The sequence below is a fragment of the Rhodobacter sp. P1_C2 genome (genome assembly GCF_056406375.1).
This window is the reverse complement of record NZ_JBFUAG010000007.1, coordinates 34,458-48,664: the sequence shown is the minus strand read 5'-3', so window position 1 is coordinate 48,664 and position 14,207 is coordinate 34,458. Positions and strand designations below refer to the sequence as shown.

General features: G+C 66.0%; 14 protein-coding genes and 1 pseudogene. 14 read left to right on the top strand and 1 reads right to left on the bottom strand.

The window, feature by feature from the left end; all coding sequences use genetic code 11:
* Nucleotides 1-224 precede the first annotated feature (224 nt).
* The 14 genes and pseudogenes from AC1DZT_RS12610 (at nt 225) to ureG (ending at nt 12,277) form a co-directional block, all read left to right on the top strand.
* Complete coding sequence (locus tag AC1DZT_RS12610) at nt 225-1,460, top strand: MFS transporter (protein WP_478006992.1); 1,236 nt, start codon at nt 225-227, stop codon at nt 1,458-1,460.
* A gap of 210 nt (nt 1,461-1,670) precedes the next feature.
* Nucleotides 1,671-2,153 carry a (2Fe-2S)-binding protein gene (locus AC1DZT_RS12605; RefSeq protein ID WP_478006991.1) on the top strand — a complete coding sequence of 161 codons (483 nt, stop codon included), beginning with the start codon at nt 1,671-1,673 and terminating at the stop codon, nt 2,151-2,153.
* On the top strand, nt 2,150-4,417 hold the full coding sequence (locus tag AC1DZT_RS12600; protein ID WP_478006990.1) for a xanthine dehydrogenase family protein molybdopterin-binding subunit: 2,268 nt from the start codon (nt 2,150-2,152) through the stop codon (nt 4,415-4,417). The genes AC1DZT_RS12605 and AC1DZT_RS12600 overlap by 4 nt, the downstream gene beginning before the upstream one ends.
* Before the next feature lies 1 nt (nt 4,418).
* Nucleotides 4,419-5,021 carry an Isoquinoline 1-oxidoreductase subunit gene (locus tag AC1DZT_RS12595; RefSeq protein ID WP_478006989.1) on the top strand — a complete coding sequence of 201 codons (603 nt, stop codon included), beginning with the start codon at nt 4,419-4,421 and terminating at the stop codon, nt 5,019-5,021.
* Between the two features lie 247 nt (nt 5,022-5,268).
* Nucleotides 5,269-6,105, top strand: coding sequence for an urease accessory protein UreD (locus tag AC1DZT_RS12590; RefSeq protein WP_478007403.1), 837 nt, complete (start codon nt 5,269-5,271; stop codon nt 6,103-6,105).
* Nucleotides 6,102-6,404, top strand: coding sequence for an urease subunit gamma (locus AC1DZT_RS12585; RefSeq protein ID WP_478006988.1), 303 nt, complete (start codon nt 6,102-6,104; stop codon nt 6,402-6,404). The genes AC1DZT_RS12590 and AC1DZT_RS12585 overlap by 4 nt, the downstream gene beginning before the upstream one ends.
* Nucleotides 6,405-6,413: 9 nt before the next feature.
* Nucleotides 6,414-6,962, top strand: a complete 549-nt coding sequence (locus AC1DZT_RS12580) for a HupE/UreJ family protein (protein WP_478006987.1) — start codon at nt 6,414-6,416, stop codon at nt 6,960-6,962.
* 4 nt (nt 6,963-6,966) lie between these two features.
* A complete protein-coding gene (locus AC1DZT_RS12575; protein ID WP_478006986.1) occupies nt 6,967-7,272 on the top strand; it encodes an urease subunit beta in 306 nt (101 codons plus the stop codon).
* Between the two features lie 175 nt (nt 7,273-7,447).
* Entirely contained in the window at nt 7,448-7,765 is a 318-nt protein-coding gene (locus AC1DZT_RS12570) for an antifreeze protein (RefSeq protein ID WP_478006985.1), read from the top strand.
* Between the two features lie 12 nt (nt 7,766-7,777).
* Nucleotides 7,778-9,487 (top strand): urease subunit alpha, encoded by a 1,710-nt coding sequence (gene ureC, locus AC1DZT_RS12565; RefSeq protein WP_478006984.1) that lies wholly within the window; start codon nt 7,778-7,780, stop codon nt 9,485-9,487.
* Nucleotides 9,488-9,609: 122 nt separating this feature from the next.
* Complete coding sequence (locus AC1DZT_RS12560) at nt 9,610-10,245, top strand: HNH endonuclease (protein WP_478006983.1); 636 nt, start codon at nt 9,610-9,612, stop codon at nt 10,243-10,245.
* Nucleotides 10,246-10,470: 225 nt separating this feature from the next.
* A pseudogene (locus AC1DZT_RS12555) lies at nt 10,471-11,044 on the top strand (urease accessory protein UreE); the annotation flags it as partial.
* A complete protein-coding gene (locus tag AC1DZT_RS12550) occupies nt 11,025-11,648 on the top strand; it encodes an urease accessory protein UreF (RefSeq protein WP_478006982.1) in 624 nt (207 codons plus the stop codon). The pseudogene AC1DZT_RS12555 and the gene AC1DZT_RS12550, both read left to right, overlap by 20 nt.
* Nucleotides 11,645-12,277 carry an urease accessory protein UreG gene (gene ureG, locus AC1DZT_RS12545; protein WP_478006981.1) on the top strand — a complete coding sequence of 211 codons (633 nt, stop codon included), beginning with the start codon at nt 11,645-11,647 and terminating at the stop codon, nt 12,275-12,277. Before AC1DZT_RS12550 ends, ureG begins: the two co-directional genes overlap by 4 nt.
* Before the next feature lie 68 nt (nt 12,278-12,345).
* Here the strand turns inward: ureG and ilvD are convergent, their stop codons facing one another.
* The gene (gene ilvD, locus AC1DZT_RS12540; RefSeq protein ID WP_478006980.1) at nt 12,346-14,187 is read right to left on the bottom strand and encodes a dihydroxy-acid dehydratase; all 1,842 of its coding nucleotides are present in this window, start codon (nt 14,185-14,187) and stop codon (nt 12,346-12,348) included.
* Between the last annotated feature and the right edge of the window lie 20 nt (nt 14,188-14,207).

Here is a 14,207-nt window from a genome sequence, read left to right as displayed (position 1 = left end):
TGTGCCCGCATGTGCGGGAACATCGGGTTTTAATGCAGGACCTCTTTGGCCTGATCCGGGCGAAAATCCAAAGCCGGAAAAGGCCGAAGCCCTTCGGATCTGAGGCAAAATCGTCCGATGCTTCCGACACCGGACAGGGACCGGCGCCTTGAAGAGTCGGGTCTTATTCGGGCGCGGCCTAATCCTTCTGCCAATTGCAAAATCACGCATGACAAGGGGCACCTATGCTGACACGGGTTTATGACGGGCTATGCCGTTCTGTCACGGTTCACTGTTCCGAAACGATGTCGCGGCGGGATCGCCGGCTGACGCTGCTTGCCTTGGCCTTTGGCAGTTTCTGCATCGGCACGACCGAATTCGCCAGCATGGGAATCCTGCAGCTGTTTTCCGACAGCCTTGGCGTCAGCCTTCCTGTCGCGACCGGGGCGATCATGGCCTATGCCTTCGGCGTGGTGATCGGCGCGCCGGTGATGACATTGGCGGCGGCCCGCCTCAATCGCAGGACGCTGCTGATCCTGCTTCTGGCGGTCTTCGTGATCGGCAATCTCCTGTCCGGATTGTCGGCAAACCTCGGCATGTTCATCCTCGCCCGTTTCATCACCGGCCTGCCGCAGGGCGCCTATTTCGGCGCCGGGGCCGTGGTGGCCAGCTATGTCACCGGGCCGGGCCGTGGCGGCAAGGCCTTTGCCATCGTGATGACGGGCCTGACCGTGGCCACGATCATCGGCTCGCCGCTCGCGACCTTTCTGGGCCAGACCCTGGGGTGGCGGAACACCTATTTCATCGTCGCGGGCGGCGGAGTGCTGGCGCTGCTGGCGCTTTGGGCCTGGGTGCCACGGTCCGAGGATTTGCGCGGAAGCCCGGTGATCCAGGAGCTTTCGGCGCTGCGGCACCTCGCCGTCTGGGGGGTGATGCTGGTGGCGGCGCTTGGCGTGGCCAGCATCTTTGCCGTCTATACCTTCATCGGGCCCTATGTCACCGAGGTGGCGCATCTCGACCCCAAGGCGATCCCCTTCGCGCTGGCGCTGTTCGGGATCGGCATGACGCTGGGCAACCTCGCCGGCGGGCATCTGGCCGACAGTGACCCGGCGCGGGGCATCGTGATCGGCTTTGGCAGCGCGCTGGTGGTGCTGGCCCTTCTTGCGACGTTCGGCAGCCATCGTGCCGTGATGCTGCCCGCGCTTTTCGGCGTCGGCGCCACGATGATGACGGCAATCCCGACGATCCAGGTCCGGCTGACCCGGCTCGCCCCCGAGGCGCCAAGCCTGATGGGTGCGATGAACCTCGCTTCGCTCAACGTCGCCAATGCGGTCGGGGCCTGGGCGGGTGGGGTGGCGGTCGCCTCGGGCTACGGCTTCCTTGCGACGGCTTGGTCAGGCTTCCTTCTCACCGCGCTTGGCCTTCTGATTTTCCTTCTGACCCTTCTGCGCCCGGCCCAGCTGGTCGGAGGGCGGGCATGACCCTCACCCCTGGGCACGAGCGGTCGCAGATCTGATCCCCGGGCTTCCGGGTTCGGGGCGGAATTTACGACGAATTACCCTCATTTACGATTGGTTTGCCTATCCTGAAGCCAAGGGATCGCTTCGAATCCAGCGCAAGGGGCCAAGGTCCGGTCCCGCGCAGCCGCCACCGCAATATGCTCTGCAACCATCCGGAAAAGGAGACGTAACGTGATATCCTTCACGGTAAATGGCCGACCCGTGGACGTGGAAGCCCAGCCCGACACGCCACTTCTGTGGATCCTGCGCGATGAGCTGGGGCTGACCGGCACGAAGTTCGGTTGCGGGGTGGCGCAATGTGGCGCCTGCACGGTGCACGTCGACGGCACCGCGCGGCGCGCTTGCGTGACGCCAGCCAGCCAGCTTGCCGGGGTCGCGGTGACCACGATCGAGGGCCTTGCCGCGAGCTTCCGCAAGGATGCCGAACTTCACCCCGTGCAGGAGGCATGGATCGAGGCGCAGGCCCCGCAATGCGGCTATTGCCAGTCCGGCCAGATCATGCAGGCCGCGGCCCTTCTGGCCGAAAGCGCCGCGCCCTCGGATGCGGAAATCGCCGCCGGAATGGCGGGCAATCTCTGCCGCTGCATGGCCTATCTGCGCATCCGCAAGGCGATCCATCTTGCGGCGCACAAGCTTCAGGAGGCCGGGCAATGACCGCTCTTGCCAAGACAGACCTGTCGCGGCGCTGGTTTCTGGCGGCCAGTGCCGGCGGCATCGCCACCGGATTCCTGCCGCGCGGGCTGCGCGCCGAAGTCCCGGTGATCACCGCGGCAACCGGCGGTTACAGCCCGACCGTCTGGTTTGTCATCGAAAGCGACGGCACGATCCTGGTGCATGTCGCCTATGCCGAGATGGGCCAGCATGTGGGCACCGGCGTGGCCCGGATCATCGCCGAGGAGCTGGAGGCCGATTGGGCCCAGGTCCGCATCGTCCATGTCGATCTGGACCCGAAATACGGCTATATGATCACCGGTGGTTCCTGGTCGATGAACCACGCCTATCTTCCGATGTCGCAGGCCGGGGCGGCGGGCCGGATCGCCCTGATCGAGGCGGGTGCCGCCCTGCTCAAGGCCGATCCCAAGGCCTGCACCGCGCGCAACAGCGCGGTCCACGCCGGGTCGAAATCGGTCAGCTATGGCGAGATCGTGGCCTCCGGCACCGCGACCCGCAGCTTCACCGAGAAAGAGCTTGCCGCACTCCGCCCCAAACCCGCCGCCGAACGCCGGCTGCTCAATCGCGACACGGTGGCCAGCGACATTCCCGCCAAGGTGAACGGCACGGCGATCTTCGGCATCGACCGCAAGGTCGAGGGGATGGTCCATGCCCGGCCCGTGATGCCGCCGACGCGCTATGGCTGCACCATCACCGGTTGGAGCGATGCGAAGGCCAAATCGGTGCCGGGCTATCTGCAGACCGTCGCCATCGACGATCCGACGCAGACCTGCCAAGGCTGGCTTGTCGTCGTGGCCGAGACCTGGCCCGCTGCCGCGCGGGCGGTCGATCTGATCGAGGTCAGCTATCTGACCAGCCCCGCTGCCCGGCAGGGCGAGGAGGCCATCCTCGCCGAAGGCCTGCGGCTGGTGAACGACCCCGAGGCCGGCGCGCTGTACTATGCCAGCGGCGACATGGCGGCAGTCGCAGGTGAGGCGGTGCATGAGGCGGTCTACATCACCCATACCGCCGTCCAGATGCCGCTGGAGCCGCTCAACGCGGTCGCCTGGCAGGAGGGCGAGATCTGGCACCTCCATGGCAGCGACCAGCACCCCTCCGGCATCGCGCCGCTGCTGGCCCAGGCGCTGCAGGTGGCGCCTGAAAAGATCGCCCTGCATTCCTCCTATCTCGGTGGCGGATTCGGCCGCCGCCTGCATTCGGATTTCATGGTGCCGGCGGCCCTGACCGCAAAGGCGGTCGGGCGCCCGGTCAAGCTTCTGTTCTCGCGCTCCGATGACACGCGGTTCTTCCAGCCGCGCTCGCCGACGGTGCAGCGGGTCCGTACGACGACCAAAGCCGATGGCAGCCTCGGGTCCTTCGGCTATTGGGGAGCCGCCGCCTGGCCGACCAAGGGCCAGCATCCGGAGTACCTTTCGCCCGCCTTCGACAAGAAGGCGAAGCTGGACCTCTTCGCGATCAGCGGTGCCGACCATTGGTACGACGCGCCGAACCAGACGATCCGCACCATCTGCAACGAGGTGGCGCAGGGGGTGTTCCTGCCCGGCTATCTGCGGTCGGTGGCGCCGGGCTACGTCTTCTTCGCGCTGGAAACCCATATCGACGAAGTCGCCCACAGGCTCGGCCGCGATCCGGCCGACTACCGCCTGTCGCTTCTGCGCGGTCAGGGGCGCAATGCCGGCGAAGGGGCCAATGATGTCGGCGGTGCGGCGCGGCTCAAGGCCGTCCTTGAGCGCATCATCGCCAAGACCGACTGGTCCCGGCGCAAGTCCCTGCCCGAGGGCGAGGGCCTCGGTCTTGCCATCGCCAGCGGTCAGGAACGCACGATGCCGACCTGGAGCGCGACCGTGGCCCATGTCGCCGTCACCCGCGCCACCGGCGAGGTGCAGGTCAGGAAGCTGACCAGCGTCGTCGATGCCGGAACTCTGGTCCATCCGAACGGGGCCCTGGCGCAGGTCGAGGGCGGCATGCTCTGGGGCCTGTCGCTGGCGCTGCACGAGGGCACCGAGATCCGCGACGGGGTGCCGAAGGATCTGAACTTCGACAGTTATCGCCCGGTGCGCATGCCGGATGTGCCCGAGATCGAGGTCGAGTTCATCAAGAGCGATGAGGTCCCGGTCGGCCTGGGTGAACCCGGCGTGATCACGGTGGGGCCGGCGATCGGCAATGCGATCTTTGCGGCGACGGGGGCGCGGCTGCGCGAGCTGCCGTTCAGGCCCGATGCGATCCTCAGAGCGATGGAGGTCTGACATGCGCGCGATCTGGCTCTGTGCCCTCCTCCTCTCTGCCGCGCCGCAGCTGACCCTGGCCGATGACCTGCGCCCGCCTTCGGCCTTTGCGGGCATCGCCGATGTCAAGGCGCGTTCGGTGGCGCTGTTCGGCGAGATGGCCAAGGTGATCACCAGTCCCCGCTGCATGAATTGCCATCCGGTGGACAACCATCCCCGGCAGGGCGACGACATGCATCTGCACAACCCGCCGGTCGAGCGGTGGGATGACGCGGATTTCGGCCCGCCGGGGCTGCATTGCAATTCCTGCCACGGCCCGAAGGAGACGGCCTTCCTTGGCAACAAGGGCTCGATCCCGGGGCATGAACCCTGGCGGCTGGCGCCGATCAGCATGGGATGGATCGGCCTGACCAAGGGAGAGATCTGCAACCGGATCAAGGACCCCAGGCACAATGGCGGACGCTCGCTTGCCGATATCCAGAAGCACCATGCCACCGACCATCTTGTCGGCTCTGCCTTCGAGGTCGCAACCCCCGGGCGCACCCCGGCTCCCGGCTCGCAGGAGCTGCTGAGCGAGCTGACCCAAGCCTGGATCGATACCGGCGCCGCCTGTCCCGAGGATTGAACCAGCGCCACGGGTGGCCAAGGGGGCCGTTCCTGGCCCCCGGCGCTATGGTCAGGCGATGCGCGGGGCTTTCGGGCAGGGCGGTTCTTCATCTGCCCGATTTCGCGCCATCATGCTCTTTTGGTGGGCATTTCATCCGGGCCAATGCCGCATTTCCGGGCTGATCCGGTCTGATGGCGTGGCGGCCTGACCGGGCTCTGCCAAGGTCGTGGCCAGAGTCACCTGCGAAAGCCCGACCGGAATCCTGATGTTCGACCTGCCGCCCCAGCCTGTCATGCAGCGCGCCAAAGGCCGTGCCTTTGTGGCCTTCGGCCTGCGCGTAGGACAGGTGCGGCTGGCCGATCTGGCGCAGCAAGGCTCGGCCAAGGTCCTGCTGCCGCGCGTGGCGGGCCCGGTGCCCGAGGTGGTTTTCCTCAATACCTCCGGGGGTTTGACCGGTGGGGATGTGCTGTCCCTGAACCTCGATCTTGCCCCCGGCGTCCGCCTCGCCGCCACGACCCAGACCGCCGAGCGCGCCTATGCCAGCAACCAGGGCGCTGCCCGGGTGCTTGTCGAGGCCAAGGTCGGCGCGGGTGCCCGGCTTGACTGGCTGCCGCAGGAGACGATCCTTTTCGAATCCGCCAACCTTTCCCGCGACACCCGGATCGAACTGCAGGACGATGCCAGCTGCCTGACCTGCGAAAGCCTGATCCTTGGCCGCATCGCGATGGGGGAGGTGCTCCATAACGCCCGCCTGCACGACCACCGGATGATCCGCCGCGATGGCCGCCCGGTCTGGGCCGAGACGCTGCTGATCGACCCTGCGGTTCTGGCCCGCCGCGAAAGCCCGGTGCTGCTCGGCGGCGCCCGCGCCCTGGGCGTCGTGGCTTTCGTGGCCCGGGGCGCCGAGGATGCCGTGGCCGCCTTGCGCGCCATCCCCGAGGGTGCGGGCGTGCGCCGTGCCGTCTCGGGCTGGGACGGGCGCTGCCTCGTGCGGGTGCTGGCGCCGGATGGCCTCTCGCTCCGCAAGGAAATGGCCCAGATGATCAAGACCTTGTCGGCGCGGCCCTTGCCCCGCGTCTGGCTTAGTGGAGGAACCCTATGAACCTGACCCCGCGTGAGCGCGAAAAACTTCTGGTCAGCCTTGCCGCCATGGTGGCGCGGGGCCGGCTGCAACGGGGCGTCAAGCTGAACCACCCCGAGGCCGTGGCCCTGATCACCGATTTCGTGGTGGAGGGCGCCCGCGATGGCCGCGCGGTGTCCGACCTGATGCAGGCCGGGGCGCATGTGATCACCGCCGACCAATGCATGGAAGGCGTGCCCGAGATGATCCATTCCGTGCAGGTCGAGGCGACCTTCCCCGATGGGACCAAGCTTGTCACCGTCCATCATCCGATCCGATAAGAGGCTGAAATGAAGCGCATTCTCTCCACCCTTCCCCTTCTTCTTCTGCCTTCGGTGGCCGCGGCCCATCCCGGCCACGGCTTTGGCTTTGACGCAGGCCTCCTGCATCCCTTCACCGGGGCCGACCACCTTCTGGCGATGACCGGCGTCGGCCTTTGGGCGGCCACTCTCGGCGGGCGGGCGAAAGTCGCGCTGCCCTTGGCCTTTCTGGCGGCGATGGCGGCAGGCGCGGCCCTGGTCCCCGGCCTTGGCGCGCTGACCGGCGCTGTGGAGCCGATGGTCCTCGCCTCGGTCATGCTCCTCGGTGCTGCGGTGGCCCTCGCCTTGCGGATGCGGCTGGCTTTCGCACTCCCCCTCGTCGCGCTGATGGGTCTGGCCCATGGTGCCGCCCACGGGATGGAGGGTTCGGGTGCAAGCTTCGGCCTTGGCATGCTGGCTGCGACCGCCGCCCTCCACGCGCTCGGCCTCGGCCTTGGCCTGACGCTGAACCGGGTGACGCTGCGCCTGTCCGGCGCTTTGGCGCTTCTCGCGGGGGTCACCCTCGCCTTTGCAGGGTGACGCGATGATCCCGGGAGAGTTCTTCACCGCCGAGGGCGATATCGAGCTGAACGCCGACCGTGCCTTCATCACCCTTCTGGTCGCCAATACCGGCGACCGCCCGGTGCAGGTCGGCAGCCATTACCACTTTGCCGAAACCAACCCCGGCCTCAGCTTTGACCGCGCCGCCGCCCGCGGCATGCGGCTCGACATCCCCGCCGGCACCGCCGTGCGGTTCGAGCCGGGCCAGAGTCGCGAGGTGCACCTCATCCCCTATGGCGGTTTGCGCAAGGTTTACGGCTTCAACGGCGCGGTGATGGGCGATCTGTAAGATGAAGCAGGCAGGGGAGGCCATGTTTCCGGGGAACTTCGGCGTGAGCGGTCTTGCCTTGGCCCGCGCCGTGCCCCCAAGTGCGACAGACGCCCGCCAATGCAGGGCGCATCCTCTGCGACATCCGGGCAATTCCGCTTCGGCACGCCGCCGACCCAGACCGGAAAGACCCCAGATGGCCCGCAATGCTTCGCCCTACGATTTCCTGAAAACCGCCTCGACCTTCTGGAGCCTCGCGACCGAGGCGCAGACCGTGATCACCCTGCGCACCCTCGGCATGATGGGCCTGTGGAACACCGGCGCGGGCGAGAACGAGCGGATGGTGGCCGAAAAGACCGAGGCCTTCGCCCAGTCCTTCTTCGCCAGCACGCAGGTCCTGGTGCGCGGCGGCACGCCCGACCAGATCGCGATGGCGGGTATGCGTCCCCTGCAGCGCAAGACCAAATCCAACGTGGCCCGGCTGACCAAGGCCGGCCCCAAATCCCCCCTCTGACAGGAGCCGCCGATGGCCACCCGGATTTCCCGCCCCGATTATGCCGCCATGTATGGCCCGACGACCGGCGACCGGGTGCGTCTGGGCGACACCGACATCATCATCGAGGTGGAGAAAGACCTGACCACCTATGGCGAAGAGGTGAAGTTCGGCGGCGGCAAGGTGATCCGCGACGGCATGGGCCAAAGCCAGATCCCGCGCTCGGGCGGGGCGGTGGATACGGTGATCACCAATGCGCTGATCTTGGACCATTCGGGCATCTACAAGGCCGATGTCGGCCTGCGCGACGGCCGCATCCATGCCATCGGCAAGGCTGGCAACCCCGATACGCAATCGGGTGTGACCATCATCATCGGCCCTTCGACGGAAGTGATTGCCGGTGAGGGAAAAATCCTGACTGCTGGCGGTTTCGACGCCCATATCCACTTCATCGCCCCCGGCCAGATCGAGGATGCGCTGCATTCCGGCATCACGACCATGCTCGGCGGCGGCACCGGCCCGGCCCATGGCACCTTGGCCACCACCTGCACCCCCGGCCCCTGGCATCTTGGGCGGATGCTGCAATCTCTGGACGCTTTCCCGATCAACTTCGGCCTGTCTGGCAAGGGCAATGCCTCACGCCCCGAGGGGCTCATCGAGATGGTCAAGGGCGGCGCCTGCGCCCTCAAACTGCACGAGGATTGGGGCACCACCCCCGCCGCCATCGACTGCTGCCTCTCGGTGGCCGATGACATGGATGTGCAGGTGATGATCCATACCGACACGCTGAACGAAAGCGGCTTTGTCGAGAACACCATGGCCGCGATCAAGGGCCGCACGATCCACGCCTTCCACACCGAAGGCGCCGGCGGCGGCCATGCGCCGGATATCATCAAGATCGTGACCTCGCAGAACGTCATCCCCTCTTCGACCAACCCGACGATGCCCTATACGGTCAACACGCTGGAAGAGCATCTGGACATGCTGATGGTCTGCCACCATCTGGATCAGAGCATCGTCGAGGACGTGGCCTTCGCCGAAAGCCGCATCCGCCGCGAGACGATTGCCGCCGAGGATATCCTGCACGACATCGGCGCCTTTTCCATCATGTCCTCGGACAGCCAGGCCATGGGACGCGTGGGCGAGGTCATCACCCGCACCTGGCAAACCGCTCACAAGATGAAGCAACAACGCGGCCGCCTCTCGGAAGAGACGGGCCAGAACGACAATGTCCGCGCCAAGCGCTATGTCGCCAAATACACGATCAACCCCGCCATCGCCCAAGGCATGAGCCGCCATATCGGCTCCATCGAGGTCGGCAAGCGCGCCGATCTGGTCCTCTGGTTCCCCGCCTTCTTCGCCGCCAAGCCCGAGATCGTGCTCGTTGGCGGCATGATCGCCTGCGCCCAGATGGGCGACACCAATGCCTCGATCCCGACCCCGCAGCCGACCTATACCCGCCCGATGTTCGGAACCTACGGCCGCGCCGTGGAACGCAACGCCGTTCTCTTCGTCTCCCAGGCCGCCCAGGCCGATGGCCTGCGCGCCCAACTGGGCTTGGGCAAGGAAACCCTGGCGGTGGAAAACACCCGCCGCATCGGCAAAAGCGACATGATCCACAATTCGGCCACCCCCTTCATCGAGGTCAACCCCGAAACCTACGAGGTCCGCGCCGATGGCGAGCTTCTGACCTGCGAACCCGCCCGCGAACTCCCCCTCGCGCAACGCTACTTCCTGTACTAGCCTCAGACATGGCACAGACGACGAAAACGCAGGCACGATCTTGCTATGATGCCTCGCTAGCCGTTCTTTCGGGAGCGCTCAAACGCAGCGACGCAATCCGAAGGGTCGCCGCGAGTTCTGAAATGAACGAGGGGAACGCAGCAATCACGATTGATATCTTGCGGCACATTTTGGGTGGCAAAGTATTCTCTCTCACCTTGACGGTTGAACAAACCCAACTGTTCTTGACTTGGATTGCTGAGGATTTTGGTGCTGATGCGGGCCGGAAAGCCGCCGAAACGGTTCTTGCGCACATAAAGGATACGAGTGGCCCGCCTCTGAGCAATGGCCCCCAGCTTGCTGTCCGCGCCGTGGCCGAGCAATTCCTGGCGGACCTCGGCACCCATGACCTTGCTGCGCTTGTCGCCCAAGAAACTGCGGCTCTTTTCAAATCCCTTGACAGTACGCCTGCAGAGCGCGCCGCCCGTCTCGCAGCGGCCGACCCCATGCCAAAGACCGCAACCGTTACCATGACCGTCTACTTGCGCAATCCGGATGTCGTGGCCACGGTCCTACTGCGCGCCGGGAACATTTGCGAGGGGTGTGGCAAGACCGCCCCTTTCATGCGCCTGTCGAACCAAACCCCTTATCTGGAAGTTCACCATCGGCACCGCTTGGCTGACGGTGGTCCCGATACCGTTGAAAACGCGGTGGCACTCTGCCCAAATTGTCACCGTGAGGCACATCATGGCATGGAGAGGGAGAAGTTCAGAAAATGACCTCTTTCCCCCTTCATCGAGGTGAACCCCGAAACCTACGAGGTGCGCGCCGATGGCGAGCTTCTGACCTGCGAACCCGCCCGCGAACTCCCCCTCGCCCAACGCTACTTCCTCTACTGAAATCGCATCAATTCGACTAAAATTGCCCTTCATTGGTCCATAAATATCCCACGGGGGTGCGGGGGTGTGAAACCCCCGCTTCGCCGCCAGTCATCCGGAACCGCCATGCCCGACCTGCCCGCCGCCCGCATCCTCCTCACGGAGGCCCCCGAAACCACCTATGACCTGGTGGTGCTCGGCTATGACGAACGTCTGATGCGCCGCAAACGCCTTGTCACCGTGCATGACGAGGGCTTTCTGGTCGACCTCCCCTCGGTCACCAATCTCGACGACTTCTGGGGCTTCCAGCTGGAAGACGGCCGCACCATCGAGGTCGTGGCCGCCGAAGAGGCGCTGGTCGAGGTGACCGGCCCGGACCTGCCGCGCCTCGCCTGGCACATCGGCAACCGCCACACGCCCTGCCAGATCGAGGCCACCCGCCTCCTGATCCGCCGCGACCATGTGCTCGAAGCCATGCTGGCCCAACTCGGCGCCCAGACCGCTTTCGTGACTGAGCCCTTCACCCCCGAGGGCGGCGCCTATGGCACCGGCCGCACCATGGGTCACGATCATGGGGGCCATTCCCACGGCCCCGAAAACCCGCCGCATGCTCCCCCGGAAACCTTCGGCTGGCACGACCACGGCGACGGCCACCTGCATTTCCACGCCCCGAAACCCAGATGAGCGCCGATCTCCTGACCCTCGTGCAATGGCTCTCCCCGGCCTTCCCGGTCGGCGCCTATGCCTATTCCCAGGGGCTGGAGCAAGCAATTACGGCGGGTGAGGTGAAAGACCCCGAAAGCCTCACCGACTGGATCACCGGCATCCTCACCCATGGCGCGGGCAAGATGGACGCGATCCTCCTGGCGCATGGCAGGGCAGGCGAAAACCTCACCGACCTCGCCTATGCCTTTGCCAGTTCCGCCGAACGCCAGGCCGAGATGCGCGATCAGGGCGCGGCCTTCGGGCAGGTCGTGGCCGCGGTCACCGGCCAGGTGCAACCGCCGCTGCCCTATGCCCTCGCCGTCGCCCATGCCAGCCGCACGCTGGACCTGACCGACCAACAGGTGATCGCCCTCTTCCTGCAGGCGCTAGCGGCGCAACTCATCTCCGCCGCCGTCCGCTTTGTCCCCCTGGGCGCTGCCGATGGCCAAAGGGTGCTCACCACCCTGGCCCCGCTGATCACCACGCTTGCGGCAGATTATGCCGACGCCCCGCTGACCGACCTCGCCACTGCCACGCTCGGCGCCGACCTCGCCGCGATGCGCCACGAAACCATGGATGTAAGGATCTTCCGCTCATGACCAGTCCCAATGGCCCCCTCCGCGTCGGCATCGGCGGCCCTGTCGGCGCCGGCAAGACGACCTTGACCGAACAGCTGTGCCGCGCCCTTGCCCATCGCTGCTCGATGGCCGTCATCACCAATGACATCTACACCCGCGAGGATGCCGATTACCTGACCCGCGCCCAGGTCCTGCCCGCCACCCGCATCCGCGGGGTGGAGACCGGCGGCTGCCCGCATACCGCGATCCGCGAGGATGCCAGCATAAACCTCGCCGCCGTGGCCGACCTCAACGCCAACTTCCCCGACCTCGACCTGATCCTGATCGAGAGCGGCGGCGACAACCTCGCCGCCACCTTCTCCCCCGAACTGGCCGACCTCTCGATCTATGTCATCGACACCGCCGCCGGTCAGGACATCCCGAGGAAACGCGGCCCCGGCGTCACCCGCTCCGACCTTCTGGTGGTCAACAAGACCGACCTCGCGCCCTATGTCGGTGTCGACATCACGCTTCTGGAGGAAGACACCAAGCGCGCCCGCGGTGCCCGGCCCTATGTCATGGCCCGCCTGCGCCAGAACCACGGCGTCGATGCCATCGTCGATTTCCTGCAAAAGAACGGCGGCCTGATCCTTAGATCCGCCGCCGCCTGACGCTTTCATACTGGTCCAAATATCCCCGCCGGAGGCGCAGGCATCCCCCCGCGCCCCGGTCGCAGGACTTATTCCTCGCCCGGCAGAACCCGGACCGCACCCTTGTCGGCCGATGCGGCAAAGAGCGCATAGGCCCGCAGCGCCTGGCTCACCTTGCGCGAGCGCACCTCGGCCGGACGCCAGCCCGCCTTTTCCTGCGCCTGCCAGCGGGCAGCGAGTTCAACCTCCGACACGCGGAGAGAAATCGAACGTTTCGGGATGTCGATATCCACCATGTCGCCCTCATGGACCAAACCGATCGTGCCGCCCGCCGCCGCTTCGGGGCTGACATGGCCGATCGACAGGCCCGAAGTGCCGCCCGAGAAGCGGCCATCGGTGACCAGGGCACAGGCTTTGCCCAGACCCATGCTCTTCAGATACGAGGTCGGGTAGAGCATCTCCTGCATCCCCGGCCCGCCCTTCGGCCCTTCGTAGCGGATCACCAGCACGTCGCCGGGGTTGATCTTCTTGGCAAGGATCGCGTTCACCGCGGCATTCTGGCTTTCGAACACCCGCGCCGGGCCGGAGAAGACGAGGATGCTCTCATCCACCCCCGCCGTCTTCACGATGCAGCCATCCTCGGCGAGGTTGCCGGTCAGCACCGCCAACCCGCCATCCTTCGAAAACGGCGTGGCGGGCGAGCGGATCACGCCATGTTCGCGGTCAAGATCGAGCGAGGGGTAGCGGCCCGTCGCGGTGAAGGCGGTGGTGGTGCGCACGCCGCCCGGTGCTGCGCGGAAGAAGTCGCGGACTGATTCCTGATTGGTGCGGCTGATGTCCCATTGATCGACCGCCGCCCCGATGGAGCGGGAATGGATCGTCGGCACCTCGCGGTTCAACAGACCCGCAGCATCAAGCTGACCGAGGATCGCCATGATCCCGCCGGCGCGGTGGACATCCTCCATATGGACATCCTGCTTGGCGGGCGCGACCTTGCAGAGCACCGGCACCTTGCGGCTCAGCGCGTCGATATCGGCCATCTTGAAGTCGACCTCGCCCTCATGCGCGATGGCGAGGATGTGCAGCACCGTGTTGGTCGATCCGCCCATCGCCACGTCCAGCGCCATGGCGTTCTCGAACGCCTCTTTGGTCGCGATGTTGCGCGGCAGGACCGAATAATCGTCCTGCTCGTAATGCCGCTTGGTGATGTCGACGATCAGATGCCCCGCCTCGACGAACAGGCGCTTGCGGTCGGCATGGGTGGCGAGGGTCGAGCCGTTGCCGGGCAGCGACAGGCCCAAGGCCTCGGTCAGGCAGTTCATCGAATTGGCGGTGAACATGCCCGAGCAGGAGCCGCAGGTCGGGCAGGAGGCCTTCTCGATCGCCTCGACTTCCTCATCCGTATAGGATCCATCGGCGGCGGAGACCATCGCATCCACCAGATCGAGTGCCACTTCCTTGCCTTTGATCACGACCTTGCCGGCCTCCATCGGCCCGCCCGAGACGAAGACGCAAGGGATGTTCAGCCGCATGGCCGCCATCAGCATGCCGGGGGTGATCTTGTCGCAGTTGGAGATGCAGACCATCGCATCGGCGCAATGGGCGTTGACCATGTATTCGACACTGTCGGCGATCAGCTCGCGCGAGGGCAGGGAATACAGCATCCCGTCATGGCCCATGGCGATGCCGTCATCGACGGCGATGGTGTTGAACTCTTTCGCCACACCGCCCGCCGCCTCGACCTCGCGCGCGACCAGCTGGCCGAGGTCCTTGAGGTGGACGTGGCCCGGCACGAACTGGGTGAAGGAGTTGACGATCGCAATGATCGGCTTGCCGAAGTCGCCATCCTTCATCCCGGTCGCGCGCCAAAGGCCACGGGCGCCGGCCATGTTTCGGCCATGGGTCGTCGTGCGGGAGCGGTAAACGGGCATGGGAGACTCCTGTCAAAAAG